This window comes from Klebsiella sp. Sb-30 (genome assembly GCF_057652795.1).
This window is the reverse complement of the sequence record NZ_CM172749.1, coordinates 1,982,833-2,008,138: the sequence shown is the minus strand read 5'-3', so window position 1 is coordinate 2,008,138 and position 25,306 is coordinate 1,982,833. Positions and strand designations below refer to the sequence as shown.

25 protein-coding genes are annotated in these 25,306 nt (G+C 55.6%); 14 read left to right on the top strand and 11 right to left on the bottom strand.

Annotation, left to right across the window (positions count from 1 at the left end):
* Nucleotides 1-202: 202 nt before the first annotated feature.
* Entirely contained in the window at nucleotides 203-1,735 is a 1,533-nt protein-coding gene (locus AC236I_RS09400; RefSeq protein ID WP_004863842.1) for a SpoVR family protein, read from the top strand.
* A 60-nt stretch (nucleotides 1,736-1,795) separates the two neighbouring features.
* Here the strand turns inward: AC236I_RS09400 and fadR are convergent, their stop codons facing one another.
* On the bottom strand, nucleotides 1,796-2,515 hold the full coding sequence (gene fadR / locus AC236I_RS09395; RefSeq protein WP_004863845.1) for a fatty acid metabolism transcriptional regulator FadR: 720 nt from the start codon (nucleotides 2,513-2,515) through the stop codon (nucleotides 1,796-1,798).
* Nucleotides 2,516-2,754: 239 nt separating this feature from the next.
* On the opposite strand from fadR, the gene nhaB reads away from it, so the two are divergent.
* From nhaB to AC236I_RS09380, 3 genes are all read left to right on the top strand, one after another.
* Nucleotides 2,755-4,305, top strand: a complete 1,551-nt coding sequence (gene nhaB / locus AC236I_RS09390) for a sodium/proton antiporter NhaB (RefSeq protein WP_088883853.1) — start codon at nucleotides 2,755-2,757, stop codon at nucleotides 4,303-4,305.
* A gap of 134 nt (nucleotides 4,306-4,439) precedes the next feature.
* Nucleotides 4,440-4,970 carry a disulfide bond formation protein DsbB gene (gene dsbB, locus AC236I_RS09385; protein WP_004863849.1) on the top strand — a complete coding sequence of 177 codons (531 nt, stop codon included), beginning with the start codon at nucleotides 4,440-4,442 and terminating at the stop codon, nucleotides 4,968-4,970.
* Between the two features lie 117 nt (nucleotides 4,971-5,087).
* The gene (locus AC236I_RS09380; protein WP_004863851.1) at nucleotides 5,088-5,432 is read left to right on the top strand and encodes a TehB family protein; all 345 of its coding nucleotides are present in this window, start codon (nucleotides 5,088-5,090) and stop codon (nucleotides 5,430-5,432) included.
* A gap of 77 nt (nucleotides 5,433-5,509) precedes the next feature.
* Here the strand turns inward: AC236I_RS09380 and ycgN are convergent, their stop codons facing one another.
* The 3 genes from ycgN to AC236I_RS09365 form a co-directional block, all read right to left on the bottom strand.
* The gene (ycgN, locus tag AC236I_RS09375; protein ID WP_004863857.1) at nucleotides 5,510-5,956 is read right to left on the bottom strand and encodes a cysteine cluster protein YcgN; all 447 of its coding nucleotides are present in this window, start codon (nucleotides 5,954-5,956) and stop codon (nucleotides 5,510-5,512) included.
* Between the two features lie 94 nt (nucleotides 5,957-6,050).
* The gene (locus AC236I_RS09370; RefSeq protein ID WP_004863860.1) at nucleotides 6,051-6,710 is read right to left on the bottom strand and encodes a fumarylacetoacetate hydrolase family protein; all 660 of its coding nucleotides are present in this window, start codon (nucleotides 6,708-6,710) and stop codon (nucleotides 6,051-6,053) included.
* 17 nt (nucleotides 6,711-6,727) lie between these two features.
* A complete protein-coding gene (locus AC236I_RS09365; protein WP_004863862.1) occupies nucleotides 6,728-7,009 on the bottom strand; it encodes a YcgL domain-containing protein in 282 nt (93 codons plus the stop codon).
* Between the two features lie 126 nt (nucleotides 7,010-7,135).
* Here AC236I_RS09365 and minC point away from each other — a divergent pair, with 126 nt between their 5' ends.
* The 3 genes from minC to minE are packed head-to-tail and all read left to right on the top strand — an operon-like array spanning nucleotide 7,136 to nucleotide 8,943.
* Nucleotides 7,136-7,834, top strand: a complete 699-nt coding sequence (gene minC, locus AC236I_RS09360) for a septum site-determining protein MinC (protein WP_032717110.1) — start codon at nucleotides 7,136-7,138, stop codon at nucleotides 7,832-7,834.
* Between the two features lie 23 nt (nucleotides 7,835-7,857).
* Nucleotides 7,858-8,670, top strand: coding sequence for a septum site-determining protein MinD (minD, locus tag AC236I_RS09355; protein WP_004863866.1), 813 nt, complete (start codon nucleotides 7,858-7,860; stop codon nucleotides 8,668-8,670).
* A gap of 3 nt (nucleotides 8,671-8,673) precedes the next feature.
* Nucleotides 8,674-8,943, top strand: a complete 270-nt coding sequence (gene minE / locus AC236I_RS09350; RefSeq protein WP_002910902.1) for a cell division topological specificity factor MinE — start codon at nucleotides 8,674-8,676, stop codon at nucleotides 8,941-8,943.
* An 82-nt stretch (nucleotides 8,944-9,025) separates the two neighbouring features.
* On the opposite strand, the gene rnd is transcribed toward minE, so the two are convergent.
* The 5 genes from rnd to yoaA form a co-directional block, all read right to left on the bottom strand.
* The gene (rnd, locus tag AC236I_RS09345; RefSeq protein ID WP_004863868.1) at nucleotides 9,026-10,141 is read right to left on the bottom strand and encodes a ribonuclease D; all 1,116 of its coding nucleotides are present in this window, start codon (nucleotides 10,139-10,141) and stop codon (nucleotides 9,026-9,028) included.
* An 81-nt stretch (nucleotides 10,142-10,222) separates the two neighbouring features.
* Nucleotides 10,223-11,908 carry a long-chain-fatty-acid--CoA ligase FadD gene (gene fadD / locus AC236I_RS09340; RefSeq protein WP_086816208.1) on the bottom strand — a complete coding sequence of 562 codons (1,686 nt, stop codon included), beginning with the start codon at nucleotides 11,906-11,908 and terminating at the stop codon, nucleotides 10,223-10,225.
* Between the two features lie 208 nt (nucleotides 11,909-12,116).
* A complete protein-coding gene (locus AC236I_RS09335) occupies nucleotides 12,117-12,698 on the bottom strand; it encodes a Slp family lipoprotein (protein WP_004863873.1) in 582 nt (193 codons plus the stop codon).
* 38 nt (nucleotides 12,699-12,736) lie between these two features.
* Nucleotides 12,737-13,432, bottom strand: coding sequence for a tRNA (adenosine(37)-N6)-threonylcarbamoyltransferase complex dimerization subunit type 1 TsaB (gene tsaB / locus AC236I_RS09330; RefSeq protein WP_004863876.1), 696 nt, complete (start codon nucleotides 13,430-13,432; stop codon nucleotides 12,737-12,739).
* Between the two features lie 67 nt (nucleotides 13,433-13,499).
* The gene (yoaA, locus tag AC236I_RS09325) at nucleotides 13,500-15,410 is read right to left on the bottom strand and encodes a DNA repair helicase YoaA (RefSeq protein WP_004863879.1); all 1,911 of its coding nucleotides are present in this window, start codon (nucleotides 15,408-15,410) and stop codon (nucleotides 13,500-13,502) included.
* Between the two features lie 131 nt (nucleotides 15,411-15,541).
* Between yoaA and AC236I_RS09320 the strand changes: the two genes are divergently transcribed.
* Nucleotides 15,542-15,886 (top strand): RidA family protein, encoded by a 345-nt coding sequence (locus tag AC236I_RS09320; protein ID WP_004863882.1) that lies wholly within the window; start codon nucleotides 15,542-15,544, stop codon nucleotides 15,884-15,886.
* Here AC236I_RS09320 and AC236I_RS09315 read toward each other — a convergent pair whose 3' ends face one another.
* Complete coding sequence (locus AC236I_RS09315; protein WP_004863886.1) at nucleotides 15,887-16,072, bottom strand: YoaH family protein; 186 nt, start codon at nucleotides 16,070-16,072, stop codon at nucleotides 15,887-15,889.
* Between the two features lie 88 nt (nucleotides 16,073-16,160).
* On the opposite strand from AC236I_RS09315, the gene pabB reads away from it, so the two are divergent.
* From pabB to AC236I_RS09295, 4 genes are all read left to right on the top strand, one after another.
* The gene (pabB, locus tag AC236I_RS09310; protein ID WP_004863889.1) at nucleotides 16,161-17,516 is read left to right on the top strand and encodes an aminodeoxychorismate synthase component 1; all 1,356 of its coding nucleotides are present in this window, start codon (nucleotides 16,161-16,163) and stop codon (nucleotides 17,514-17,516) included.
* Between the two features lie 3 nt (nucleotides 17,517-17,519).
* The gene (locus AC236I_RS09305; RefSeq protein ID WP_004863892.1) at nucleotides 17,520-18,098 is read left to right on the top strand and encodes a CoA pyrophosphatase; all 579 of its coding nucleotides are present in this window, start codon (nucleotides 17,520-17,522) and stop codon (nucleotides 18,096-18,098) included.
* A gap of 256 nt (nucleotides 18,099-18,354) precedes the next feature.
* The gene (gene sdaA, locus AC236I_RS09300; protein ID WP_004863895.1) at nucleotides 18,355-19,719 is read left to right on the top strand and encodes an L-serine ammonia-lyase; all 1,365 of its coding nucleotides are present in this window, start codon (nucleotides 18,355-18,357) and stop codon (nucleotides 19,717-19,719) included.
* A 122-nt stretch (nucleotides 19,720-19,841) separates the two neighbouring features.
* Entirely contained in the window at nucleotides 19,842-21,452 is a 1,611-nt protein-coding gene (locus AC236I_RS09295) for an EAL domain-containing protein (protein ID WP_064367733.1), read from the top strand.
* A gap of 13 nt (nucleotides 21,453-21,465) precedes the next feature.
* On the opposite strand, the gene yoaE is transcribed toward AC236I_RS09295, so the two are convergent.
* Nucleotides 21,466-23,025 (bottom strand): CNNM family cation transport protein YoaE, encoded by a 1,560-nt coding sequence (gene yoaE, locus AC236I_RS09290; RefSeq protein WP_004863902.1) that lies wholly within the window; start codon nucleotides 23,023-23,025, stop codon nucleotides 21,466-21,468.
* Between the two features lie 447 nt (nucleotides 23,026-23,472).
* Between yoaE and manX the strand changes: the two genes are divergently transcribed.
* Nucleotides 23,473-24,441, top strand: a complete 969-nt coding sequence (gene manX / locus AC236I_RS09285) for a PTS mannose transporter subunit IIAB (RefSeq protein WP_004863905.1) — start codon at nucleotides 23,473-23,475, stop codon at nucleotides 24,439-24,441.
* Nucleotides 24,442-24,497: 56 nt separating this feature from the next.
* Nucleotides 24,498-25,298 carry a PTS mannose/fructose/sorbose transporter subunit IIC gene (locus AC236I_RS09280; protein WP_004863908.1) on the top strand — a complete coding sequence of 267 codons (801 nt, stop codon included), beginning with the start codon at nucleotides 24,498-24,500 and terminating at the stop codon, nucleotides 25,296-25,298.
* Nucleotides 25,299-25,306: the final 8 nt, after the last annotated feature.

Sequence of the window (25,306 nt, the reverse complement as noted above, 5' to 3'; positions counted from 1 at the left end):
CTGACCCTATAGATTTACTATCTCCTGCTGCGCTTCATTTTTACTCAGAATAATATTCTGCATAATTGGGCAAATAAGGCCTTTAAGATTGCGAAATCGCGAAGAAAAGAAATTGTCGGGAGGCGCAGTTTGTCATCCCCTGTTCTATGCTTGATGAGAGGCTTTCCGTACAGAGAGAGCCACCTACAACGAGGGCGCGCTAATGGCTACGATTGATTCCATGAACAGGGACACCACTCGTTTAAGCGATGGACCCGACTGGACTTTTGAACTGCTGGAAACCTACCTTGCCGAGGTTGACCGGGTAGCGAAGCTGTACCGTCTCGACACCTATCCACACCAGATCGAAGTCATTACTTCCGAGCAGATGATGGATGCCTACTCCAGCGTCGGCATGCCCATCAACTACCCGCACTGGTCGTTCGGTAAAAAGTTTATCGAAACCGAGCAGGCGTATAAGCACGGTCAGCAGGGGCTGGCCTATGAGATTGTGATTAACTCCAATCCCTGCATCGCCTACCTGATGGAGGAGAACACGATCACCATGCAGGCGCTGGTCATGGCGCATGCCTGCTACGGTCACAACTCTTTTTTCAAAAACAACTATCTGTTCCGCAGCTGGACCGACGCCAGCTCGATCATTGATTATCTGATTTTCGCCCGGAAATACATTACCGACTGCGAAGAGCGCTACGGCGTTGATGAGGTTGAGAAGCTCCTCGATTCCTGTCATGCCCTGATGAACTACGGCGTCGATCGCTACAAACGCCCGCAAAAAATCTCGTTGCAGGAGGAGAAAGCGCGGCAGAAAAGCCGGGAAGAGTATCTGCAAAGCCAGGTGAATATGCTATGGCGCACCCTGCCGAAGCGGGAAGAAGAGAAGACCATTGAGTCGGCCCGCCGCTACCCTTCAGAGCCGCAGGAGAACCTGCTGTACTTTATGGAGAAGAACGCGCCGCTGCTGGAACCGTGGCAGCGCGAAATCCTGCGGATCGTGCGCAAGGTCAGCCAGTATTTTTATCCGCAGAAGCAGACCCAGGTGATGAACGAAGGGTGGGCCACCTTCTGGCATTACACGATCCTCAATCACCTTTATGACGAAGGGAAAGTGACGGAGCGCTTTATGCTGGAGTTTCTGCACAGCCACACCAACGTGGTATTCCAGCCGCCCTATAACAGCCAGTGGTATAACGGAATTAACCCGTACGCCCTGGGCTTCGCCATGTTCCAGGACATTAAGCGTATTTGCCAGTCGCCGACCGAAGAAGACCGCTACTGGTTCCCGGATATCGCCGGCTCTGACTGGCTGGAAACGCTGCATTTCGCGATGCGTGATTTCAAAGACGAGAGTTTTATCAGTCAGTTCCTGTCACCGAAGGTCATGCGCGATTTCCGCTTCTTTACGGTGCTGGATGACGATCATAACAACTACCTGGAGATTTCCGCTATCCATAACGAGGAGGGGTATCGGGAGATCCGCTCGAAGCTGTCCGCCCAATACAACCTCAGCAACCTTGAGCCGAATATTCAGGTGTGGAGCGTCGATCTACGCGGTGACCGCTCGTTGACGCTGCGCTATGTGCCGCACAACCGCGTCCCGCTGGATAAAGGGCGTCGCGAAGTGCTCAAGCACGTCCATCGTCTGTGGGGGTTTGATATCCTGCTGGAACAACAAAATGCCGATGGCAGTATCGAGCTGCTGGAGCGCAGCCCGCCGCGCCAGAACGCGCTGTAAAACGATAAAAAAATGCCCGACAGTCCACTTGCCGGGCATTTTTTATAACCTCAACATACCTTAACGCATGCCGATGACTAAATCACCCGACATGGTTTTCTGCATCCGGTGCCAGATCTCGCCGCTGTCGTGGCCGTAGCGACGGACAATCTCGTAAACCTTCTCGTGCAGCCCCTCTTCACACACTTTCGCCAGCTGATGATAGAAGCCCAGCGCCAGGCTGCGCGCTTCCGGGTTGGCGAAATAGTGACGACCGATGCGGGTGTACAGCCCTTTCATTCCGTTGAGGATCAGGCCGTAAATCGGGTTCCCGGAGGCGAACGCCAGGCCGCGGAAAATGTTGTAATCCAGCTCGGCAAACGCGTCGGCGTGATCTTCGACTTCCCGCGCGCTGGCAAGTACTTCCAGCGCATTGTCGGGATGCTGGCGGAACGCGGTGCGGATGAAGATGGTCGAGATATTGGTACGTACCGACAGCAGGTTATCGATCAGCTGCGGAACGCTGTCATGATCAAGACGCGCCAGAGTTTCGAGAATATTCAGCCCGGAGGTTTCCCAGAAATTATTCACCTTCGTCGGCTTGCCGTGCTGAATCGTCAACCAACCATCGCGGGCCAGACGTTGCAACACTTCGCGTAAGGTGGTGCGGGTTACACCAATGAGTTCAGAAAGTTCACGTTCGGCGGGGAGGATGGTGCCTGGGGGAAAACGATTATTCCAGATACTCTCGATGATGTACTCTTCCGCGAAACCCGCAGGGCTTTGCGCCTTAATGACCATAATTAGATTTCCATTACACAGCGTTGCATATTCCACTCATCATACCAGAGCCGCTATAGAGCAGATAGCGTCAGGAAGTAATTAAAAGGGGATCGGCGTTTCATTTTCAACTTTTCGTTCTCTCCGTCATTGCGCGAACGCGGGGCGAAGTAAGTTGCTTCCCGTTTTGCTCAACTGGTAATCTTGTGAATAGTTACACGTAAAATTATGTCATTAATTTGACGGGAAGGAAGTCTGTCGTGGAAATGTCTTATGGCCGCGCTCTGTGGCGCAATTTTCTTGGCCAGTCCCCTGACTGGTATAAACTCACTCTCATCATTGTTTTAATCGTTAACCCTCTGGTTTTTCACCTCAATCCGTTTATTGCCGGCTGGATGCTGGTGGTGGAATTTATCTTTACCCTCGCCATGGCACTCAAGTGTTATCCGCTCCTGCCGGGAGGCCTGCTGGCGATTGAGGCGGTGATGATCGGCATGACCAGCCCGGAACATGTCCGTGAAGAGATTGCCAGCAATCTGGAAGTGCTCCTGCTGCTGATGTTCATGGTGGCGGGGATCTATTTTATGAAGCAGCTGCTGCTGTTTATCTTTACCCGCCTGCTGCTGGGGATTCGCAGTAAGATGCTGCTGTCGCTCTCTTTTTGTCTCGCCGCGGCCTTCCTCTCCGCCTTCCTCGATGCGCTGACCGTTGTGGCGGTCGTGATCAGCGTCGCCGTTGGCTTCTACGGCATTTATCACCGCGTCGCCTCCACGCGCCCGGATGATAACGATATCCTCGACGATAGCCACATCGACCAGCATTATCGTGAAGTGCTGGAACAGTTCCGCGGCTTTCTGCGCAGCCTGATGATGCATGCGGGCGTCGGGACGGCGCTGGGCGGCGTGATGACCATGGTGGGCGAGCCGCAAAACCTGATTATTGCCAAGGCGGCGGGCTGGCACTTCGGCGAGTTCTTTTTGCGGATGGCGCCGGTGACGCTACCGGTCATGATCTGCGGCCTGCTGACCTGCCTGCTGCTGGAGAAAACCAAACGGTTCGGCTACGGCGAGCCGTTGCCGCCAGCCGTACGTAAAGTGTTACAAGAGTTCGACGATCGCAGCCGCCAGCAGCGCAGCCGTCAGGATCGCCTGCGGCTGATTGCTCAGGGGATTATCGGCATCTGGCTGGTGACCGCGCTGGCGATGCACCTCGCTGAAGTCGGGCTGATTGGCCTGTCGGTGATTATTCTGGCCACCACCTTTTCCGGCGTCACCGATGAACACGCCATTGGTAAAGCCTTTACCGAAGCGCTGCCGTTCACGGCCCTGCTGACCGTATTTTTCGCCGTGGTTGCGGTGATCATCGACCAGCACCTGTTTACGCCGGTGATTCAGTTTGTCCTCCAGGCCTCACCGCACGCCCAGCTGTCGTTGTTCTATCTGTTTAACGGGTTGCTGTCGTCGATTTCCGACAACGTCTTCGTCGGCACGGTGTATATCAACGAAGCCCGCACGGCGCTGCACAACGGCGTTATCAGCCTGCCGCAGTTTGAACTGCTGGCGGTGGCGATCAATACCGGCACCAACCTGCCTTCCGTCGCCACGCCTAACGGCCAGGCAGCGTTTCTTTTCCTGCTGACCTCCGCGCTGGCGCCGCTGATTCGCCTTTCCTATGGCCGCATGGTGTGGATGGCGCTGCCCTACACCATCGTCATGACCCTGGTGGGGCTGCTGTGCGTTGAATTCACATTGATGCCTGTTACCCAGTGGATGCTCGATCATCAGTGGATCGTAACGCCGCTGCTCCCCTGAATACGAAAGCGACCTTCCGCCGCCGATCGGCGGAAGGTCAAAATTCTTTTACGTAATATTTTCGGGCTTGCTGCTGGCGTCGGTTCGGTTTTCGTTTACACTGCCATGATTTAGCATGTTCCAGGGAAATGACTATGTTGCGATATTTAAACCAGTGCTCGAGGGGACGCGGAGCCTGGCTCCTGATGGCGTTAACCGCTTTTATCCTTGAATTAGTCGCACTGTGGTTCCAGCACGTGATGTTGCTGCAACCCTGTGTGATGTGTATTTATGAACGTTGTGCATTATTAGGCATCATGGGCGCCGGTATTGTCGGAGCCATCGCGCCAAAAACGCCGTTACGCTATGTGGCGCTGGTCATCTGGCTGTACAGCGCGCTGCGCGGTCTGCAGCTGGCGTGGGAACACACCATGATTCAGCTGCACCCTTCCCCGTTCCAGACCTGCGATTTCGCCGCCCGTTTTCCGACGTGGCTCCCGCTGGATAAATGGATCCCGCAGATGTTCGTCGCCAGCGGCGACTGCTCCGTTCGTCAGTGGGAGTTTCTGACGCTGGAGATGCCGCAGTGGCTGGTGGGGATCTTCGCCGCCTATCTGATCGTGGCGCTGCTGGTGCTGATTGCCCAGCCTTTCAAACCGAAAAAACGCGATCTCTTCGGCCGCTAAGTTCGTGGTAGTAAAAACGCTCCTTCAGGGGCGTTTTTTTTTGCCTGTCGATTGACGACGCCACCTTAAAAGATGCATATTAAATACATCTTTTAAGTATCCACTAAGGAGCCGACGATGTCACACCTGCGTATTCCTGCTCACTGGAAAGTTAAACGCTCCACGCCATTTTTCACCAAACAGAACGTCCCCGCCGCCCTGCTCAGCCACCACAATACCGCCGCCGGCGTTTTCGGCCAGCTGTGCGTGATGGAAGGAACCGTCACCTATTATGGCTTTGCTGACGAACAGGCAAGCGAACCGGAAGTCAAAGTGGTGATTAACGCCGGCCAGTTTGCCACCAGCCCGCCGCAGTACTGGCACCGCATCGAGATGAGCGATGATGCCCAGTTCAATATCAACTTCTGGGTTGAAGAAGAGAGCCATGGCGAAAACGGCCTGTTTCATGCTAAGAAAGCCTGACCCCGCCGCTCAGAGAGCCTGAAACACAAAACCCGCCTCGCGGCGGGTTTTAGCAAACGTTAGCAAGCGGTAACGCTTTACTGCGCCCAGTCGGGCTTATTGAGGATATGATCCTGCCAGTCGCGCACCGTCTCTTCTTTAACCGCAATATGGCGTACGGAGATGCGTTCGCCATGCATCGCCGCTTTCGAGCCGCTGAGCAGCGGGTGCCAGTGCGGCAGAGGCTTCCCTTCCGCCAGCAGGCGATAGGCGCAGGTCGGCGGCAGCCATTCGAACGTTGGCAGATTATCGCGGGTCAGCTTGATGCAGTCCGGCTCATACTCGAAACGTCGCTCATAGTTCCGGCACTGGCAGGTTTTAATATTTAACTGACGACAGGCGACGTTGGTGAAATAGATCTCATCCGTATCCTCATCCATCAGCTTATGCAGGCAGCACTGTCCGCAGCCGTCGCACAGTGATTCCCACTCCGCGTCGGTCATTTCATCAAGTGTTTTTTGCTGCCAGAAAAGTTGTTCGCTCATAGGGGATGTCCGTCATTGCCATTCAGGGTGCACCTTATAACCAGTCTGGCACGCTGATGCAAGTTTTGCCGCCCGCAAAGGCGGCAAAAGGACGTTACAGTACGCGGGTGGAGAGCGTCAGACCATTAAAGCCGACTTCCAGCTCATCGCCGCTACTCAGCGGCCCGACGCCTTCTGGCGTGCCGGTCAGGATGATATCGCCGGCTTTGAGCGTAAAGAAACGCGACATATAGGCAATCAGCGGAACGATTTTATGGATCATATCGGCCGTCGTTCCCTGCTGGCGAACATCGCCGTTCACTTTCAGGCTCAGCGGCGTATTTTGCGGGTCGCTATGAAATTCTGCCGCCGGAATAAAACCGGAAACCGGGCAAGAATTATCAAAGCCCTTGGCTTTTTCCCACGGCTGGCCGGCTTTTTTCATCTTACCCTGCAGATCGCGCAGGGTAAGATCCAGCGCCACGCCGTAGCCCGCAATCGCTTTTAGCACGTGCTCTTCCGTCGCCTGACGCAGCGTGCTGCCAATCAGCACCGCCAGTTCAACTTCGTGATGCACCGAACCCAATCCTTCGGGGAGCACCAACGGCTGGCGGATATCGCATAGCGCCGTCTCAGGTTTAATAAACAGCACCGGTTCTTCCGGCATTGCACTGCCCATTTCCTTAATGTGGTTTGCATAATTGCTGCCCACGCAAACGACTTTACTTACCGGATAATCCAGTAATGCTCCCTGCCAGTTATGATGTTGGTACATTATTTCCCCTCGGTGGGTTAATCAGATTTATTCCCCTGTTCCGCCAGGTGTTTCTTAAGTAGATTCTCAGTCGGAGGAGGAAGTTGGAGATAATAGCCCTGATCAATCAGCGACTGTTTGACTTTTTCCAGATCGGCACCGGCAAGCTTTTTCCGTCCGTCGAGCGGTAAAAGCATGGTCATCTGCGGCGTGCCGAAGCTTGCCATCAGTTCGACAGGAACGCGTGAGAAATCGTCCCTTTTTTCGACATATAAATAGGTTTGCTCACGTTTAGTACTTCGATAGATCACACAAAACATAGTTTTACTCGGAATTAGACCCGTGGTCACTTGCCTCAATATATGAGTGACTATAACATGCCTTTTAGTCTTCGGAATATCACCGCACTTCGGCGGGTGATAAACAGCAAATTGAGTAAGGCCAGGATGTCAAATACGCCAATCGAACTTAAGGGCAGTAGCTTCACCTTATCTGTCGTTCATTTGCACGACGCAAATCCCGAGGTTATTCGTCAGGCGTTAGAAGACAAGATCGCCCAGGCTCCCGCTTTTTTACGTCACGCTCCGGTCGTTGTGAATATCAGCAATGTCGAAAACGACGTTGACTGGCGCCCTATGCATGAAGCCATTGCGAGCACCGGTTTACGGATTATGGGCGTGAGTGGTTGCAAAATCCCGCGGCTGAAAACGGAAATCGACCGCACCGGGATTCCTTTACTGACGGAAGGGAAAGAGAAAATCCCCCGCCAGGCGACGCCAGAGCCGGTCGTGCCGCCGCCAGTTGTTAATCCGATCACAAAAACGCGTTTAATTGATCTGCCGGTACGTTCCGGTCAGCGCATTTATGCACCAAACTGTGATCTGATTGTTACAAATCATGTGAGTGCCGGTGCGGAACTTATTGCCGATGGTAACATCCATGTTTATGGCATGATGCGGGGACGCGCACTCGCGGGCGCAGGCGGCGACAGAGAAGCACAAATATTTTGTTCACACCTCACGGCGGAACTGGTTTCCATCGCAGGGGAATACTGGCTGAGTGATAATATCCCGGCCGAATTTTATGGCAAAGCGGCCCGCCTGCGTCTGGGTGATACCGCTTTGACTATTCAACCGTTGAGTTAGTCCCTTTTTAACAAGGAATTTCTATGGCACGCATTATTGTTGTGACTTCGGGTAAAGGGGGCGTTGGCAAGACCACCTCCAGCGCGGCCATCGCTACCGGTTTGGCCCAGAAGGGAAAGAAAACTGTCGTTATCGACTTTGATATCGGTCTGCGTAACCTCGACCTGATTATGGGCTGCGAGCGTCGGGTCGTTTATGACTTCGTCAACGTGATTCAGGGCGATGCCACGCTGAATCAGGCGTTAATCAAAGATAAACGCACCGACAATCTCTATATCCTCCCCGCCTCCCAGACGCGTGATAAAGATGCGCTGACCCGCGAAGGTGTAGATAAAGTTCTCGAAGAACTGAAAAAGATGAATTTCGATTTTGTGGTCTGCGACTCCCCTGCAGGCATCGAAACCGGTGCGCTGATGGCGCTCTATTTTGCCGATGAAGCCATCATCACCACCAACCCGGAAGTCTCCTCCGTTCGTGACTCCGACCGTATCCTCGGTATCCTCGCCTCCAAATCCCGCCGCGCGGAAAATGGCGATGAGCCGATCAAAGAACACCTGCTGCTGACCCGCTACAACCCAGGTCGTGTCAACAAAGGCGACATGCTGAGCATGGAAGATGTTCTGGAAATCCTGCGTATCAATCTGGTAGGCGTAATCCCGGAAGATCAGTCCGTGCTGCGGGCATCAAACCAGGGTGAGCCGGTTATCCTGGATGACGCGTCAGACGCAGGCAAGGCCTATGCCGATACGGTTGAACGTCTGCTCGGAGAAGAACGTCCTTTCCGCTTCATTGAAGAAGAGAAGAAAGGTTTCCTCAAACGCCTGTTCGGAGGATAAATTATGGCATTACTCGACTTTTTTCTCTCGCGGAAAAAGAACACGGCCAACATTGCGAAAGAGCGCCTGCAAATCATCGTCGCGGAGCGTCGTCGCGGCGACGCTGAACCGCATTATCTGCCGCAGTTACGCAAAGATATTCTGGAAGTGATTTGTAAGTATGTACAGATCGACCCGGAAATGGTCAGCGTTCAGCTGGAACAACGGGATGGCGATATTTCGATTCTGGAGTTGAACGTGACTTTGCCAGAAACGGAAGAGTCGAAGTCCTGAGCCAAATAAACCCGACAGCCTTGCGCTATCGGGTTGGTCGACTTAGTGGCCCGGAGAGTCTGTCCGGGCTTTTTGCTGTGGCTTAGCGCGGGTATTCGCTTAACAACGCCTGCAGACGATCGGCCATCAGCTCGCTTCGCCAGCCGGAAATCAGCTCAGGTCGCCCGTTTCCGCTTTTCAACTGCCAGTGCCAGTTCAGCAGCTGATTAATCTGTCGTCTTGACGCCAGCAGCTCAGCGCTCAGCCCCTTCTCGGTACTCACTTCCTGCACCAGCGCTTTAATCTCTTTAAAGACTTTGCGGTAGCCCGGCATATCGATCAGGTTTTGCAGCGGCTCCGGCAGCGCCTCTTCAGGCAACTCCTGGGCTTTCGCCACCAGACTGATCAGCGTCTTACCGTGAAAACGAATTTCGCTGCCGGACAGGCCGAGGCTATCAAGTTCACCGAGACTCCCCGGCATATAGCGCGCCACGTTCCACAGATGCTCTTCACGAACGACAAAATTGACCGCCATATCGCGATCGCGCGCCTTACGTAAACGCCACTCCGCCAGCAGCTGCAGACAGCCCAGTTGACGGGTGCGCAGCTGCCAGGCGTTGCCGATATCACGCCACGCCTGCGCCGGGTCCTGCACTTCCTGACGGCGTTGCTGCATCAGACGGCACTCGTCCAGCGCGGCATCCAGCCAGCCAGCTGCCTCGGTTTCCGCCATCAGCTTGCTGGCGATCGGCAGAAGATACCAGACATCTGCCGCCGCATAGTCGCACTGACGCTGGGTCAGCGGACGAGCCAGCCAGTCGGTGCGCGACTCGCTCTTATCCAGCGCAATGCCGGTATACTCTTCCACCATTGACGCAAATCCCCAGGACATCGGGCGCCCGCAAAAAGCGGCCAGAATCTGGGTATCAATCAACGGCTGCGGCATCAGGTTAAAGGTGTTGAGGAACACTTCCAGATCTTCACTGCCAGCGTGCAGGTACTTGGTGACGTCTTTGTTCAGCAGCAGCTCACGCATCGGCGCCCAGTCGGTTATCTCCAGCGGGTCAATCAGCGAAACCTGTTCCCCGTCAAACAGCTGCAGCAGGCCCAGCTGCGGATAGTAGGTGCGGGTGCGGACAAATTCTGTATCCAGCGCAATCGCGGGTGCCGCGTTTGCCGCTTCACAGATGGCGCGAAGACCATCGTCGGTGGTGATCATCTGATAGTTCAAATCATGCTCTCTTAACTTGCGCCCATAAAAAACGCCGGCTTAGCCGGCGTCTGGCGACTCTCGTATACCTTAGGCTTTATTGTCTACTTTAGCGCGGGCTTCGTCACGCAGTTCTCGCCGTAAAATTTTTCCAACATTGGATTTCGGCAGTTCATCACGGAATTCAACCAGTTTCGGTACTTTGTATCCGGTCAGCTGGCGGCGGCAGAAGGTGATCAGCGCCTCTTCGGTCAGCGACGCGTCTTTCTTGACGACGAAAATCTTCACCGCTTCACCGCTGCTGCCAGACGGTACGCCAACGGCAGCCACCTCCTGAACGCCCGAATGCTGCATCACCACATCTTCGATTTCGTTCGGATAGACGTTAAACCCGGAGACCAGAATCATATCTTTTTTGCGATCGACGATGCGCAAAAAGCCTTCATCGTCCATCACCGCAATATCGCCGGTATGCAGCCAGCCGTTTTTGATGATTTCAGCGGTCGCATCGGGGCGCTGCCAGTAGCCCAGCATCACCTGCGGGCCTTTCACGCACAGCTCGCCCGGTTGGCCCGGCGCGACCTCATTATCGTCATCGTCCACCAGCTTCGCTTCGGTCGACGGAACCGGCAGCCCGATACTGCCACTGTGGTAGTCAATATCGTGTGGGTTCACGCTGACCAGCGGCGCGCACTCCGTCAGGCCATAGCCCTCCAGCAGATACTGACCGGTGAGCTTAACCCACCGCTCGGCCACCACCTGCTGCACCGGCATTCCGCCGCCGGCGGAAAGATGCAGAGAAGAGAAATCGAGCTGCTGAAACTCTTTGTTGTTAAGCAAGGCGTTGAACAGCGTATTGACCCCGGTCATTGCGGTGAACGGGTATTTTGCCAGCTCTTTGACCAGCCCCGGGATATCACGCGGGTTGGTAATCAGCAGGTTCTGGCCGCCGAGCTCAATGAACAGCAGGCAGTTCATGGTCAGCGCAAAAATGTGGTACAGCGGCAGCGCCGTCACGACAAACTCTTTCCCACGATGTAGCAGCGGCCCGTAAGTCGCATTCACCTGCTCGAGGTTAGCCAGCATATTGCGGTGGGTGAGCATTGCCCCTTTCGCCACGCCGGTAGTGCCACCGGTGTACTGCAGGAAAGCCAGATCGGCACAGACAATGTCGGGTTTAACGTACTGCATGCGATAACCGGCATGCAGCGCGCTGCGGAAAGAGATCGCATCGGGGAGGTGATACTTCGGCACCAGGCGCTTGATGTACTTCACCACGAAATTCACCAGGGTGCCTTTCGCTGTCGAGAGCTGATCGCCCATCCGGGTCAGGATCACATGTTTAACCTGAGTTTTCTCGACCACTTTCTCCAGGGTATGGGCAAAGTTGGAGACGATCACAATCGCCGCCGCTCCGCTGTCATTCAGCTGATGTTCAAGCTCACGCGGCGTATACAGCGGATTGACGTTCACCACAATCATCCCCGCGCGCAGAATACCGAAGAGCGCAATGGGGTATTGCAACAGGTTAGGCATCATCAGCGCGACGCGATCGCCCTTTTGCAGCCCCAGCCCCTGCTGAAGATAAGCGGCGAACGCCCGGCTGCGCTCCTCCAGCTTACGGTAGGTCATCACCTCGCCCATGTTGATAAACGCCGGTTGGTCGGCGTAGCGCGTGGCGGCATGTTCAAATAATTCAACCAGGGATTGGTAGCGGTCAGGATTTATCTCCGCCGGAACATCGGCGGGATAGCGGTTTAGCCAAACCTTTTTCACTGCATCACCTCTGAAATAGTTATTCGTCGTCATCACAGCCCCTGATCAACAAACATTCTGTTAACATTATATTAACTCAGCGTACCAGTTTATTAATTAGGCGTTTTACAGGTTGCGAAGCGCGTCACTATTTATTTTTCTTATTAGTCCAAAAATAAAGAAACAGCGGACAAGCCGCTGTTTCTTTTAGCTTACAAAAACCACAAAATCATTCAGTTACAACATTTCTGACTTCCGCAGGGCCCGGATTGTACCAGCCCCAGCCGCCATAACCGTAAGCCCAGGGGCGCGGACCGATCATCCACGGATCGATGGGCTGCGGCGGCATCACCACCTGCTGCACCACGTTCCAGCGCTTATAGCCGGTCGCATTCATCAGCATAAATTTGTACGGTGTGCTGCCGACTTTTCCGTCAACGACGCCGGTAATCGGGCCAACGACGGTCACCAGCTGGCCGCGGAAATCAACCGGATCAAGGAAGCCGTTCACATCGGCGAAGATGCGCCCGCGTGATGCTTCATTCAGCTCAGGCCGGGCACCGCTGTCCAGCGGAACCGTGGCAATTTCCAGACGGGTTTTACCCTGTTGATTCTGGACGTTGACGACTTTACCGCCAAAACGGGCTTCCTGACCAACGTAGAGCTGTGGCGCGGCCATGACCCGGACTAAATCTTGCTGTGGCGTCGGGCTGGAGCCTTTAATCACGTCCGGCACCGACACGCATCCACTTAACGCGACGGCAACGGCGCCCGCTAATAACCAACGTACTGCTTTGTTTTGACCCGCCATGATGCGACTCCTTCTCTCAGTCTTATACCTACTGAGATTCATCCTCGGCCAGGAAGTTTCTTCCACGCCACGTCGTTACGCAAATAAACCGGTTCGGCTTTGTCTACAGCAACGGTTTTCCCGGCAGCGAGCAGGTAGCAGGCCAGCGGCAGCATATCTTCCGCCGCCGGTAGCGTCATATCACCGTCGGTTAAGACCAGCGAAGTCTCCTTCGCCAGATCGGGCCAGGCCTGCCAGCCGGTCCCTACCGTCGCCCAGCTACCGTCAAGCTGTTGCAGACGTTCGCGAACGGCATCAGGTTTCAGCACCGCTTCGCTCTCTTCGCCGTGCCAGACGCCCTGCTCATCGCGCTGATATTCGGCCCAGTACACTTCACCCATTCGGGCATCGATGGCCGCCAGAACGCGGGTGGCCCCGGTTTTACGCCATGCGCCCTGCGCCATGGTCGCCAGGGTCGATACGCCAATCATCGGCAGTTCAGCCCCCAGCGCCAGCCCCTGAGCAATGCCTATACCAATGCGCACGCCGGTAAAGCTGCCTGGCCCGCGGCCAAAGGCCAGAGCGTCCAGCTCGGTCAGTGAGACATTGCTTTCATTCAGGACATCCTGCACCAGCGGCAGAATACGTTGGGTATGTTCACGGGGACAAATTTCGAAATGAGCACAAAGGGTGCCATCATTCCACAGCGCCGCGGAGCAGGCCTCCGTGGCGGTATCGATAGCCAAAATTCGCATGAGTTGTCGCGCTCTCGCTCTAGCAGATTGACAAAATGGCGCGCAGCTTACCACATTTTGCGACAGATTACCTCGCCGGCGGCACGGCGAGGAAACGCACCGCCCGGCGGATATCGCGGGTTCGCGGCGCTGGCGGCAGGCTGGCGAGGAAAACGGCGCCATAGGGGCGCATCACCAGCCGGTTGTCGCAAATGACCAGCACCCCGCGATCGTCGATATCGCGGATCAGACGCCCGACCCCTTGTTTCAGCGTAATGACCGCATCCGGCAGCTGGACTTCGTCAAACGGATCGCCGCCGCGCAGGCGACAGTCTTCCATTCGCGCTTTCAGCAGCGGATCGTCCGGTGAGGTAAACGGCAGCTTATCGATAATCACCAGCGATAGCGCGTCGCCGCGCACATCCACCCCTTCCCAAAAGCTGCTGGTCGCCACCAGCAGAGCGTTGCCGGCGCTGACAAACTGCTGCAACAGCTGCCCTTTACTGGTTTCCCCCTGTAACAAAACCGGTAACGTCATGGTGGCGCGGAACTGCTCCGCCAGATCGCGCATCATCGCGTGCGAGGTGCACAGCATAAAGCAGCGGCCGTCGTTAGCTTCAATCAACGGCTTGAGCATCGCGGCGAGATGTCGCGCGGCACCGGGCTGATTTGGCAGAGGAAGGTTGCGCGGCACGCAGAGCAGCGTCTGATGCGCGTAATCAAACGGGCTGGGCAGCAGCAGCGATTCCGCCTCTTCGATGCCAAGCCGCGCGGTGAAATGACGAAGATCGTCATTAACCGACAGCGTCGCGGAGGTAAAAATCCAGCTCCCCGCTTTCTGCGCCATCACCTCTTTAAATTTTTCGGCCACGGTCAACGGCGTCAACGCCAGGGTAAAGTGGCGGGAAGTGCATTCGTACCAGTAGCTGAAGCCCGGCTGGTTGATCTCTTTCAGTCGCTTGAGCCGCGCACGATAGATCGTCGCTCGTTCAAAGGCGGCATCCAGCAGCGCCGAACGACCCAGAGACAGTTTTGCCACGTCATAGCACAGCTCCAGCGCATCATCGAGCAGCAGCAGCGCCCGCTGAATGTTGCTGTCCGCCAGCAGGTCGCGCAAATTGCCGCGATAGCCGGGCTCGCCGAGCTGCAGGCGGAAATCCTGCGCGCTCTGGGCCAGCCGGTCGGCGCACTTTTGCAGCTGCTGGGTATCTTTCAGCTCGGTGCGGTAGGCAATGGTGATATCTTTCGCCAGATCCAGCAGCTGACGACTGGAGAGCGACTGGCCAAAATACTGGCTGGCGATATCCGGAAGCTGATGAGCTTCATCGAAGATCATCACCTCCGCTTCGGGGATGAGCTCGGCGAAACCGCTCTCCTTCACCACCATATCGGCAAGGAAAAGGTGGTGGTTAACCACCACCACATCGGCATCCATCGCCTTTTTACGCGCTTTAACGACGAAGCAATCTTTGTACAGCGGGCAGTCGCTGCCGAGACAGTTGTCATTGGTACTGGTCACCAGCGGCCAGGCCTGAGAGTCTTCGGCGACGCTGACGCAGGTGCTGATATCGCCATCTATGGTTTGATTAGACCAGGATCGCAGCAAAATGACGTCGCTCAGGGTTTGCACCGGCAGATCGCCGCCGGCCAGAGTCTGCTGCTCAAGACGCTCAAGGCACAGGTAATTTGACCGCCCCTTCAGCAGCGCCAGCCTGCCGGTGAAGTTCAACGCTTTTGCCACCGTTGGCAGGTCGCGACTGTAGAGCTGATCCTGCAGCGCTTTCGAACCGGTGGAGATGATCACCTTTTTGTTGGCCCGCAGTGCCGGCGCCAGATAGGCATAGGTCTTCCCGGTCCCGGTCCCGGCTTCAACCACCAGCGGCCGCGCCTCTTTTATGGCGTGGGCCACCGCCACCGCCATCTGGCGCTGCGGTTCGCGCGGTTTAAATCCCGGAATGGCGCTGGCCAGCTGGCCGTCTGCTGCAAAATCGTCGATCACATTGCCCCCTGGTTATTTGGACAGTGATTATGTCAGGGAGGGCGTCGTTTCACCAGCCCGGGTAGTGACGTGGGCAGAACATTATGGCAGTCTTGCCGCTGTCTGATGGAATAAAACCGAAGGAAATGAAAATGACAATTACGCGTATCGATGCGGAAGCCCGCTGGTCTGATGTCGTCATCCACAACCAGACCCTTTACTACACCGGCGTACCGGCCAACCTTGACGCGGACGCCTGTGAGCAAACCGCGAACACCCTGGCGCAGATTGACGCGGTGCTGGAAAAACAGGGCAGCAACAAGTCACGTATTCTTGATGCCACCATTTTCCTGGCGGACAAAAGCGATTTTGCCGCCATGAATAAAGCCTGGGACGCCTGGGTGGTTGCCGGTCACGCCCCGGTACGCTGCACCGTTCAGGCCGCGTTAATGAAGCCTGAATACAAAGTCGAAATTAAAATTATCGCCGCGGTGTAATTACTCGTCTTCGTCTTCATCTTCAAAGCGCGCTACGATCCGGTCGCCGGTATGCGTGGCGCGCAGTTCGCTCGCCACCAGCGCAATGGCTTCACCGCTACTCATCCCGTTAGCCATCAGCTCCTGAATACGTTCTACCGCTTTTTGCTGCTGCTCGTGGCTCAGCGAAGGTAAACCTGCAAACATGACTCACTCCTGCTACATTGTGTGGCGTAATTATTTCATGCCGCCCGCCTGATTTTCCAGAGGACGGTGACGATTAGGATCGAGGAAGATGTTGTCCCCCGCTATTATTACCCTGCCATGGCACCCGGATGCTGCCGAGCGTTACTTTACTCCTTTAAGCACAACCCCGTGGGCGATGCTGCTGCATTCTGGTTTTGCTGACCATCCGCATAACCGTTTTGACATTATCGTCGCCGATCCGCTCACGACGCTGCTGACCCGCGGTGAAATAACCGCGGTGGATGACGGTCAGACGCAGAGCAGCTCAACGGCCGATCCCCTGACGCTGCTGCAGACGCAGCTGGATCGCTGCGGATTAAAGCCACAGGCGCATCCTCATCTGCCGTTCCTCGGCGGCGCGCTGGGGTTATTCGGCTATGATTTAGGACGCCGTTTTGAATCTCTGCCCGCGCACGCCGTCGCGGATATAGCGCTGCCGGATATGGCCGTCGGTATTTATGACTGGGCGCTGATTGTCGATCACCAGCGCCGCGAAGTGTCGCTGCTCAGCTATGGCGATCCGCACGCCCGCCTGCGTTGGCTGGAGGCGCAGTCCGCCGCGCCAACGACCCCGTTTGCGCTGACGTCCGCCTGGCGCTCCAATATGAGCCGCGAACAGTACGGAGAAAAATTTCGTCAGATTCAGACCTGGCTGCACAGCGGCGACTGCTATCAGGTCAACCTGGCTCAGCGCTTTCAGGCCAGCTATCGCGGCGATGAGTGGCAGGCATTTTGCCAGTTGAACCGCGTCAATCGCGCGCCGTTCAGCGCCTTTATTCGTCTGCAGGACGGCGCCGTACTCAGCCTTTCGCCGGAACGCTTTATCCAGCTTCGCCAGGGCGAAATTCAGACCCGCCCGATTAAGGGTACGCTGCCGCGTCTGGCCGATCCGCAGCAGGACGCCCGTCAGGCGGAGAAGCTGGCCAGCTCGCCTAAAGATCGGGCGGAGAATTTGATGATTGTCGATCTGATGCGTAATGACATCGGTCGGGTTGCCGAAGCCGGTAGCGTACGGGTTCCGGAGCTGTTTGTGGTTGAGCCGTTCCCGGCGGTGCACCACCTGGTGAGCACCATTACCGCCCGGTTGCCGGCTCATCTGCATGCCAGCGACCTGCTGCGTGCGGCCTTCCCCGGCGGGTCGATTACCGGCGCGCCCAAAGTGCGGGCGATGCAGATCATCGATGAGCTCGAACCGCAGCGCCGCAATGCGTGGTGCGGCAGTATCGGCTATCTGAGCCTGTGTGGCAATATGGATACCAGTATTACTATTCGTACGCTGACGGCCTGGCACGGTCAACTGTACTGTTCCGCCGGCGGCGGCATCGTGGCGGACAGCGAAGAAGCGGCCGAATATCAGGAAACGTTTGATAAAGTTAATCGTATTTTGCAACAACTGGAGAGCTAGAACATGGCGGATGGCGCCCTTGAGCTGGACGACTTTCTTTCGCGTTTTCAATTACTGCGCCCGCAGCCCTCGCGCAATGCGCTGAATCAGCGCCAGGCTGCGGTGCTGGTGCCTATCGTTCGTCGTCCGCAGCCGGGACTGCTGTTAACCCAACGCTCGCCGCGGCTACGTAAACACGCCGGTCAGGTTGCCTTCCCCGGCGGCGCCGTGGATGCCACCGATGCCACGCTGATTGCCGCCGCGCTGCGCGAAGCGCAGGAAGAGGTCGCCATTCCCCCCGGGTCGGTCGAGATTATCGGCGTGCTGCCGCCGGTAGACAGCGTGACCGGTTTCCAGGTCACGCCGGTGGTCGGCATCATTCCGCCGAATCTCCACTATCACGCCAGTCAGGATGAGGTCGCTGCGGTGTTCGAGATGCCGCTCGCTGAAGCGCTGCGTCTGGGACGCTACCACCCGCTGGATATTCACCGCCGCGGTAACTCGCATCGCGTCTGGCTGTCGTGGTATCAGCACTATTTCGTCTGGGGAATGACCGCCGGTATTATTCGCGAACTGGCGCTGCAAATCGGGACTAAACCTTAGTTTTCTTCATCATGCCTGACGCGGCTGAAATTCCGGCCGCCTTCCTCGCTTCGGACCCGTCGCTATCCCCGTCGTCGGGGTATCTGTTTCGGGTATATACTCAAAATGAGAATGCGCTCTCACCATTAGTAAATTCACCGTTATCCATTAGTTTAATTCATGTGAATAGTTAAGCTGATGGTGCGGTTCCCTCTTACACTATGCGCAGTTATCACATCGTTACCGCCGCTGCGGTAACCCTGTCAGGAGTATTATCGTGATTAGTATATTCGACATGTTCAAGGTGGGGATTGGTCCCTCATCTTCCCATACTGTAGGCCCGATGAAGGCCGGTAAACAGTTCGTCGATGACCTGGTCGAAAAGGGATTGCTTAATGAAGTGACCCGCGTGGCAGTCGATGTCTACGGCTCACTTTCATTAACCGGCAAAGGCCACCATACGGATATCGCCATCATTATGGGACTGGCGGGTAATCAGCCCGATACGGTCGATATTGACGCGATACCGGCATTTATCCGCGACGTTGAAACCCGCGGACGTCTGCTGCTGGCACAAGGGCAGCATGAAGTTGACTTCCCGGCGGATGACGGCATGCGCTTTCGTAGCGACAACCTGCCGCTGCACGAGAACGGCATGACGATTCATGCCTGGGCGGGCGACAAAGAGATCTACAGCAAAACGTACTACTCTATTGGCGGCGGTTTTATCGTCGACGAAGAGCACTTCGGTAAAGAAAGTGCCAACGAACTGTGCGTGCCTTACCCGTACAAATCGGCGCAGGAGATGCTGGCCTATTGCAAAGAGACCGGGCTGTCGCTCTCCGGCATGGTGATGCAAAACGAGCTGGCTCTCCACAGCAAAAAAGAGATTGAAGACTATTTTGCTCACGTCTGGCAGACCATGCGCGCCTGTATCGATCGCGGGATGAATACCGAAGGCGTGCTGCCTGGCCCGCTGCGAGTTCCTCGTCGCGCCTCTGCGCTGCGTCGTCTGCTGGTAGCCAGCGATAAGCTGTCAAACGACCCGATGAACGTCGTTGACTGGGTGAATATGTTCGCCCTGGCCGTAAACGAAGAGAACGCTGCCGGCGGACGCGTGGTGACGGCCCCCACAAACGGCGCCTGCGGAATCGTACCGGCGGTACTCGCCTACTACGATCATTTTATCGAATCGGTCAGCCCGGATATTTATATTCGCTACTTTATGGCCTCCGGCGCCGTTGGCACCCTGTACAAGATGAACGCCTCTATTTCTGGCGCGGAAGTCGGCTGTCAGGGTGAAGTTGGCGTGGCCTGCTCCATGGCGGCAGCCGGTCTTGCCGAACTTCTTGGCGCCAGCCCGGAACAGGTTTGTGTCGCGGCAGAAATCGGGATGGAGCATAACCTGGGCCTCACCTGCGACCCGGTTGCCGGCCAGGTACAGGTTCCGTGCATCGAACGTAACGCGATTGCATCCGTGAAGGCGATCAACGCCGCGCGTATGGCCATGCGTCGCACCAGCGAACCGCGCGTCTCTCTCGATAAAGTTATTGAGACCATGTATGAGACCGGTAAAGACATGAACGCCAAGTATCGCGAAACCTCTCGCGGTGGTCTGGCAATCAAAGTTCAGTGTGACTAAACTCTCCCCATCAAATGCGCCCTTCCGGGCGCATTTTTCTCGGTTATTTATTTACACCCACTACACTTGCTGAATGGCGGTTGTTATTCTACTCCACACAAAGAGTCGACAGGGTGTCGCGCATGCAAAATGCACAAAAGGTCATTTCGACATACCGTCGTAAGCGGATTGTCATTTGTTTGATTGTTGCGCTCCTGACGTTGACGACCACGTTGGCGATCCGATTTATTTCGCAGCGTAGTTTAAATCAGCAGCGTGTCCAGATGACCACCAATAAAATGGTGGTGGCGATGGATAAAATTTTACGCCCGTTATCGGAACAACACCTTTCGCTGCTTCAGCTGGTGGGGAAACCCTGCGAGGATGTGCGTCTGCCGCTGCGCAAACTGGCGGCCTCGCTACAGACCGTGCGTTCGATCGTGCTGGTTAAGTCGAATATTCTCTACTGCTCCAGCATCTTTGGCGATCGCAACGTCTCTATTCATCAGCTGCAACCCGACCTGCCAGTCCAGCGGGAGCTGCTGGCTTTTTCAACCGATAACACGCTGCTGGTCGGCTCGCCCATCTTAATTCAATGGTATCCCTCGGCGTTCAATAGCGCCGACGGCGTGATGATGATCATCAATATTGAGCTGCTGGGAGAGTTAATTCTCAACGCAAAATCATCGTTGATTACCGGTATTGGACTGAGCGTCGGCCCCCGCAACTTTATCAGCGGGACCGGGGTGGTTGATCATCCGGTGCTTCCCGGCGAGTCTGTGATATACCGTCAACATTCGACCCAGTTCCCGTTTGCCATCAACGTCAGCGGTCCCGGCGCTTCCGCTATCGCCCTCCACGAACTGCCGGGCGAACTGCCGCTGGCGCTGATCCTGAGTCTACTGATGACCGGAATAGCCTGGCTGGCTACCGCGGGCAGGATGAGTTTTTCCCGGGAAATCAGCCTCGGCATCGCCGCCCGCGAATTCAAGCTGTGGTGCCAACCGTTGAAGGATCTGCATTCGGGAAAATGTACCGGCGTCGAGATTTTACTCCGCTGGAACAATCCGCGACGGGGAAACATATCGCCGGATGTGTTCATTCCTATCGCCGAAGGCTACAACCTGATCATTCCCCTCACCCGCTATGTCATTGCAGAAACCGCACGCCAGCTTTCGCTATTCCCCCACGATAAACATTTTCACATTTCGATTAATGTCGCCGCTCGCCATTTTGCCGAGGGTGAACTGCTGCGCGATCTGCATAAACTCTGGTTCAGCGCCTACCCGGTGCAGCAGCTGGTGGTTGAACTCACCGAGCGGGACGTGCTTCAGGACGGCGATCACCACATGGCGGAACATCTGCATTTCAGAGGCGTGCACCTGGCTATCGATGACTTTGGCACCGGCAACAGCTCGCTCTCCTGGCTGGAAAAACTGCGGCCTGACGTGCTGAAAATTGATAAATCCTTTACCAGCGCTATCGGTATCGACAGCGTGAATGCGACGGTAACGGATATCATTATTGCGCTGGCGCACCGGCTGAATATTGTGACGGTGGCAGAAGGTGTGGAGACCCGGCAGCAGGACGAATATTTGCGGCGCCACGGCGTTGATATCCTGCAGGGATTTTACTATGCCAGGCCGATGCCGGTTGAAGACTTTCCGCAGTGGCTGGCGGCCCGACGTCAGGTCGAGGCGATGGCAGATAATAAAACCGGCCGGCCTCCAGCGGAGACCGGCCGATCAGTTTGACGACACCGGAGGATTATTCTTCTTCCTGGCTGTCATGCACCGTTTTGACTACGCGCACCAGATCGACACGATAGTCGTTCGCTTCGAGAACGGTAAACTGCAGCGGCGCCCGCTCAACAATATCGCCGGTACGCGGTATATGGCCGTTCACGGCAATGACCAGTCCGGCTACCGTCGCAATATCCTCATCTTCATCGACGATGTCATCGAGCCCGACCGCCTGCTGTAAGGCATGCAGATCGGTTGATCCTTTAATCAGCCAACCGTCGCCATCCGCGACGATTTCCGGCGTCTCATCGGCATCAGGGAACTCCCCGGCGATGGCTTCAAGGACATCCAGCGGCGTCACCAGCCCCTGCACCACGCCAAACTCGTTGGTCACGATGACGAAGCTTCCGCGAGCGCGACGCAGCACCCCCAGCAGATTGATAGGATCCAGCGTTTCCGGGACCACAATCGCCGGCGAAGCCGAGGCTAATGCGGCGACGTTCTCACCGGCCTCCAGCGCCACCAGCATCTCTTTGGCCCGTACGATACCAATGATTTCATCCAGTTCGCCCCGGCATACCGGGAACAGACTGTGCGGCGAAGAGAGCAGCTGACGGCGAATTTCTTCTTCGCTTTGTTCCGCATTCACCCAGCTGATTTCACCGCGCGGCGTCATGATGCTGCGCAATGAACGCTGTGCCAGGGTCAGGACGCCGTTAATCATATAGCGCTCTTCTTCCGCAAACGCCCCTTCCGGCACCGGAACCGGCGCCGGGCTCTCGCCATCGTGGCTCACGGCGTGCTGTTTGCGCCCGCCCATCATACGCAGGATAGCGTCAGCCGTGCGTGCGCGTAACGGCAGCGTCGACTGGTGACGAATAAAGTTGCGTCGTGCCACCTGGTTGAAGAACTCAATGGTGATCGAGAAGCCGATAGCGGCGTACAGGTACCCTTTCGGAATATGGAAACCGAAGCCTTCAGCCACCAGGCTCAGGCCGATCATCAGCAGGAAGCTCAGACAGAGCACCACGACCGTCGGATGCTGGTTCACGAAGCGGGTCAGCGGCTTCGAGGCCAGCAGCATCACCATCATCGCAATGACCACCGCGGCCATCATCACCGGCAGATGGTTGACCATCCCGACGGCGGTAATGACTGCATCCAGCGAGAAGACCGCATCCAGCACGACGATTTGTAACACCACCACCCAGAAACTGGCATAACCTTTACCATGACCGGCATCGTGCTGGCGGTTCTCCAGCCGTTCATGCAGTTCCGTCGTCGCTTTAAACAGCAGGAATATCCCCCCGAGCAGCATGATGAGATCGCGCCCGGAAAAAGAGAAATCCGCAATGCTGAACAGCGGTTTGGTTAAGGTCACCATCCACGAGATGACTGACAGCAGCCCCAGACGCATAAACAGCGCCAGCGACAGACCGATCAGCCGCGCTTTGTCACGCTGTTTCGGCGGCAGTTTATCCGCGAGGATAGCGATAAAGACCAGGTTGTCGATACCGAGGACGATTTCAAGGACGACCAGCGTCAATAAACCGACCCAGATAGAGGGATCCATTAAGAATTCCATGAGTTGCTCCAGTTCACGACAGACGGAGTCATCGCGATGTCACGCACGGCAGAGACAATCGTTGCTGGTAAAAAAGCGTAACAGGTAGCGGTGGCAGAAAAATGCCAGAAGGTGAAAAGACGTCGATGAGGGTCCATACAGCGGGCTATGCCCTATACTCCTGAGTAATTAAACGGAAGCTAAACATAGCAAAAAATGGAGGAAGATTGGAAAAAATTTTACCAGTCTTTGCAATAGGTAAGCCTATTTTTTGCGCTGCGAAATTATTAATCGCAGATGCGTGATTAACGGATCTTCATCACATTAATTATTTTTTCACTATCTAAAATAATTCGCGGTAGTAATTATTTTAGATCTTACACCCTCACTGAATCGATTTTGTTCGCAAGAGTGATTCAGGATGTATCACCACAGATGATGCATTCACGATAATAAAGGAGGTAGCAAGTGACGATTGCTATTGTAATAGGCACACATGGTTGGGCTGCAGAACAACTGCTGAAAACCGCAGAAATGCTGTTGGGCGAGCAGGAAAACGTTGGCTGGATCGATTTCGTTCCCGGTGAAAATGCCGAAACGTTAATTGAGAAATACAACGCACAGCTGGCAAAGCTGGACACAACTAAGGGCGTGTTATTTCTCGTCGATACGTGGGGAGGTAGTCCATTTAATGCCGCCAGCCGCATTGTCGTCGATAAAGAACATTACGAAGTGATTGCTGGCGTCAACATTCCGATGCTGGTCGAAACGCTGATGGCGCGCGACGACGATCCGTCGTTCGACGAGCTGGTGGCTCTGGCGGTAGAAACCGGTCGTGAAGGCGTGAAGGCGCTGAAAGCGAAAGCGGTGGAAAAAGTCGCTCCGGCGCCGGTTAAGGCAGCAGCCAAAGCGGCAGCCCCGGCAAAACCAATGGGTCCGAACGACTACATGGTCATCGGCCTGGCGCGTATTGATGACCGTCTCATTCATGGTCAGGTGGCCACCCGCTGGACCAAAGAAACCAACGTTACCCGTATTATTGTCGTGAGTGATGAAGTGGCGGCGGATACCGTGCGCAAAACGTTACTGACTCAGGTTGCTCCTCCGGGCGTGACGGCCCACGTTGTCGACGTTGCGAAGATGATTCGCGTCTACAACAACCCGAAATACGCAGGCGATCGCGTCATGCTGCTGTTTACCAACCCTACCGACGTCGAACGTGTCGTTGAAGGCGGCGTGAAAATCACCACCGTCAATATTGGTGGTATGGCTTTCCGTCAGGGTAAAACGCAGGTGAACAACGCCGTTTCGGTCGATGAAAAAGATATTGAAGCATTTAAAAAGCTAAATGCCCGCGGTATCGAGCTGGAAGTCCGCAAAGTTTCCACCGACCAGAAACTGAAAATGATGGACCTGATTGGCAAGGTAACGAAATAACCTTGCGGGTCGCGCCCCAGTTTTCAACTTAAGACTTAATCAACAGGAGAAGTACAATGGAGATTACCCTTCTTCAGATTGTGCTGGTGTTCATCGTCGCGTGTATTGCGGGTATGGAGTCGGTACTTGATGAATTTCAGTTCCACCGTCCTCTGGTCGCGTGTACGTTGATCGGTGCCGTTCTCGGCGATATGAAAACCGGTATCATCATCGGTGGTACCCTGGAAATGATCGCCCTGGGCTGGATGAACATCGGTGCGGCGGTTGCGCCGGATGCCGCGCTGGCATCCATCATTTCTACCGTTCTGGTTATTGCCGGTCATCAGGGTATCGGCGCCGGTATCGCACTGGCTATCCCGCTGGCAGCAGCAGGCCAGGTTCTGACCATCATCGTGCGTACCATTACCGTAGCCTTCCAGCATGCGGCGGATAAAGCGGCGGAAAATGGCAACCTGACGGCGATTTCGTGGCTCCACGTCTCTTCGTTGTTCCTGCAGGCTATGCGTATCGCTATCCCGGCGGTCATCGTGGCTATCTCCGTCGGAACCAGCGAAGTTCAGGGCATGCTGAATGCGATTCCTGAAGTGGTCACCAGCGGTCTGAACATCGCCGGCGGCATGATCGTGGTCGTTGGTTACGCGATGGTCATCAACATGATGCGCGCAGGCTACCTGATGCCGTTCTTCTACCTTGGCTTCGTCACCGCTGCGTTCACTAACTTCAACCTGGTTGCGCTGGGGGTGATTGGCGCGGTAATGGCTATCCTCTACATCCAGCTGAGCCCGAAATACAACCGCGTAGCGGGTGCGCCAGCGCAGGCTGCTGGTAATAACGATCTCGATAACGAACTGGACTAACAGGTGAG

Excerpts from the sequence above, each read along its gene's own strand:
- AC236I_RS09335 (WP_004863873.1), bottom strand. The coding sequence starts at position 12,698 with ATGGCGGGTCAAAACAAAGCAGTACGTTGGTTATTAGCGGGCGCCGTT.
- rnd (WP_004863868.1), bottom strand. The coding sequence starts at position 10,141 with ATGATCACCACCGACGATGGTCTTCGCGCCATCTGTGAAGCGGCAAAC.
- AC236I_RS09315 (WP_004863886.1), bottom strand. The coding sequence starts at position 16,072 with ATGTTTGCAGGTTTACCTTCGCTGAGCCACGAGCAGCAGCAAAAAGCG.
- minC (WP_032717110.1), top strand. The coding sequence starts at position 7,136 with ATGTCAAATACGCCAATCGAACTTAAGGGCAGTAGCTTCACCTTATCT.
- pabB (WP_004863889.1), top strand. The coding sequence starts at position 16,161 with ATGTTGTCCCCCGCTATTATTACCCTGCCATGGCACCCGGATGCTGCC.
- AC236I_RS09365 (WP_004863862.1), bottom strand. The coding sequence starts at position 7,009 with ATGTTTTGTGTGATCTATCGAAGTACTAAACGTGAGCAAACCTATTTA.
- fadR (WP_004863845.1), bottom strand. The coding sequence starts at position 2,515 with ATGGTCATTAAGGCGCAAAGCCCTGCGGGTTTCGCGGAAGAGTACATC.
- yoaE (WP_004863902.1), bottom strand. The coding sequence starts at position 23,025 with ATGGAATTCTTAATGGATCCCTCTATCTGGGTCGGTTTATTGACGCTG.
- ycgN (WP_004863857.1), bottom strand. The coding sequence starts at position 5,956 with ATGAGCGAACAACTTTTCTGGCAGCAAAAAACACTTGATGAAATGACC.
- tsaB (WP_004863876.1), bottom strand. The coding sequence starts at position 13,432 with ATGCGAATTTTGGCTATCGATACCGCCACGGAGGCCTGCTCCGCGGCG.
- AC236I_RS09400 (WP_004863842.1), top strand. The coding sequence starts at position 203 with ATGGCTACGATTGATTCCATGAACAGGGACACCACTCGTTTAAGCGAT.
- AC236I_RS09370 (WP_004863860.1), bottom strand. The coding sequence starts at position 6,710 with ATGTACCAACATCATAACTGGCAGGGAGCATTACTGGATTATCCGGTA.
- minD (WP_004863866.1), top strand. The coding sequence starts at position 7,858 with ATGGCACGCATTATTGTTGTGACTTCGGGTAAAGGGGGCGTTGGCAAG.
- dsbB (WP_004863849.1), top strand. The coding sequence starts at position 4,440 with ATGTTGCGATATTTAAACCAGTGCTCGAGGGGACGCGGAGCCTGGCTC.
- AC236I_RS09380 (WP_004863851.1), top strand. The coding sequence starts at position 5,088 with ATGTCACACCTGCGTATTCCTGCTCACTGGAAAGTTAAACGCTCCACG.
- AC236I_RS09305 (WP_004863892.1), top strand. The coding sequence starts at position 17,520 with ATGGCGGATGGCGCCCTTGAGCTGGACGACTTTCTTTCGCGTTTTCAA.
- minE (WP_002910902.1), top strand. The coding sequence starts at position 8,674 with ATGGCATTACTCGACTTTTTTCTCTCGCGGAAAAAGAACACGGCCAAC.
- AC236I_RS09280 (WP_004863908.1), top strand. The coding sequence starts at position 24,498 with ATGGAGATTACCCTTCTTCAGATTGTGCTGGTGTTCATCGTCGCGTGT.
- AC236I_RS09320 (WP_004863882.1), top strand. The coding sequence starts at position 15,542 with ATGACAATTACGCGTATCGATGCGGAAGCCCGCTGGTCTGATGTCGTC.
- AC236I_RS09295 (WP_064367733.1), top strand. The coding sequence starts at position 19,842 with ATGCAAAATGCACAAAAGGTCATTTCGACATACCGTCGTAAGCGGATT.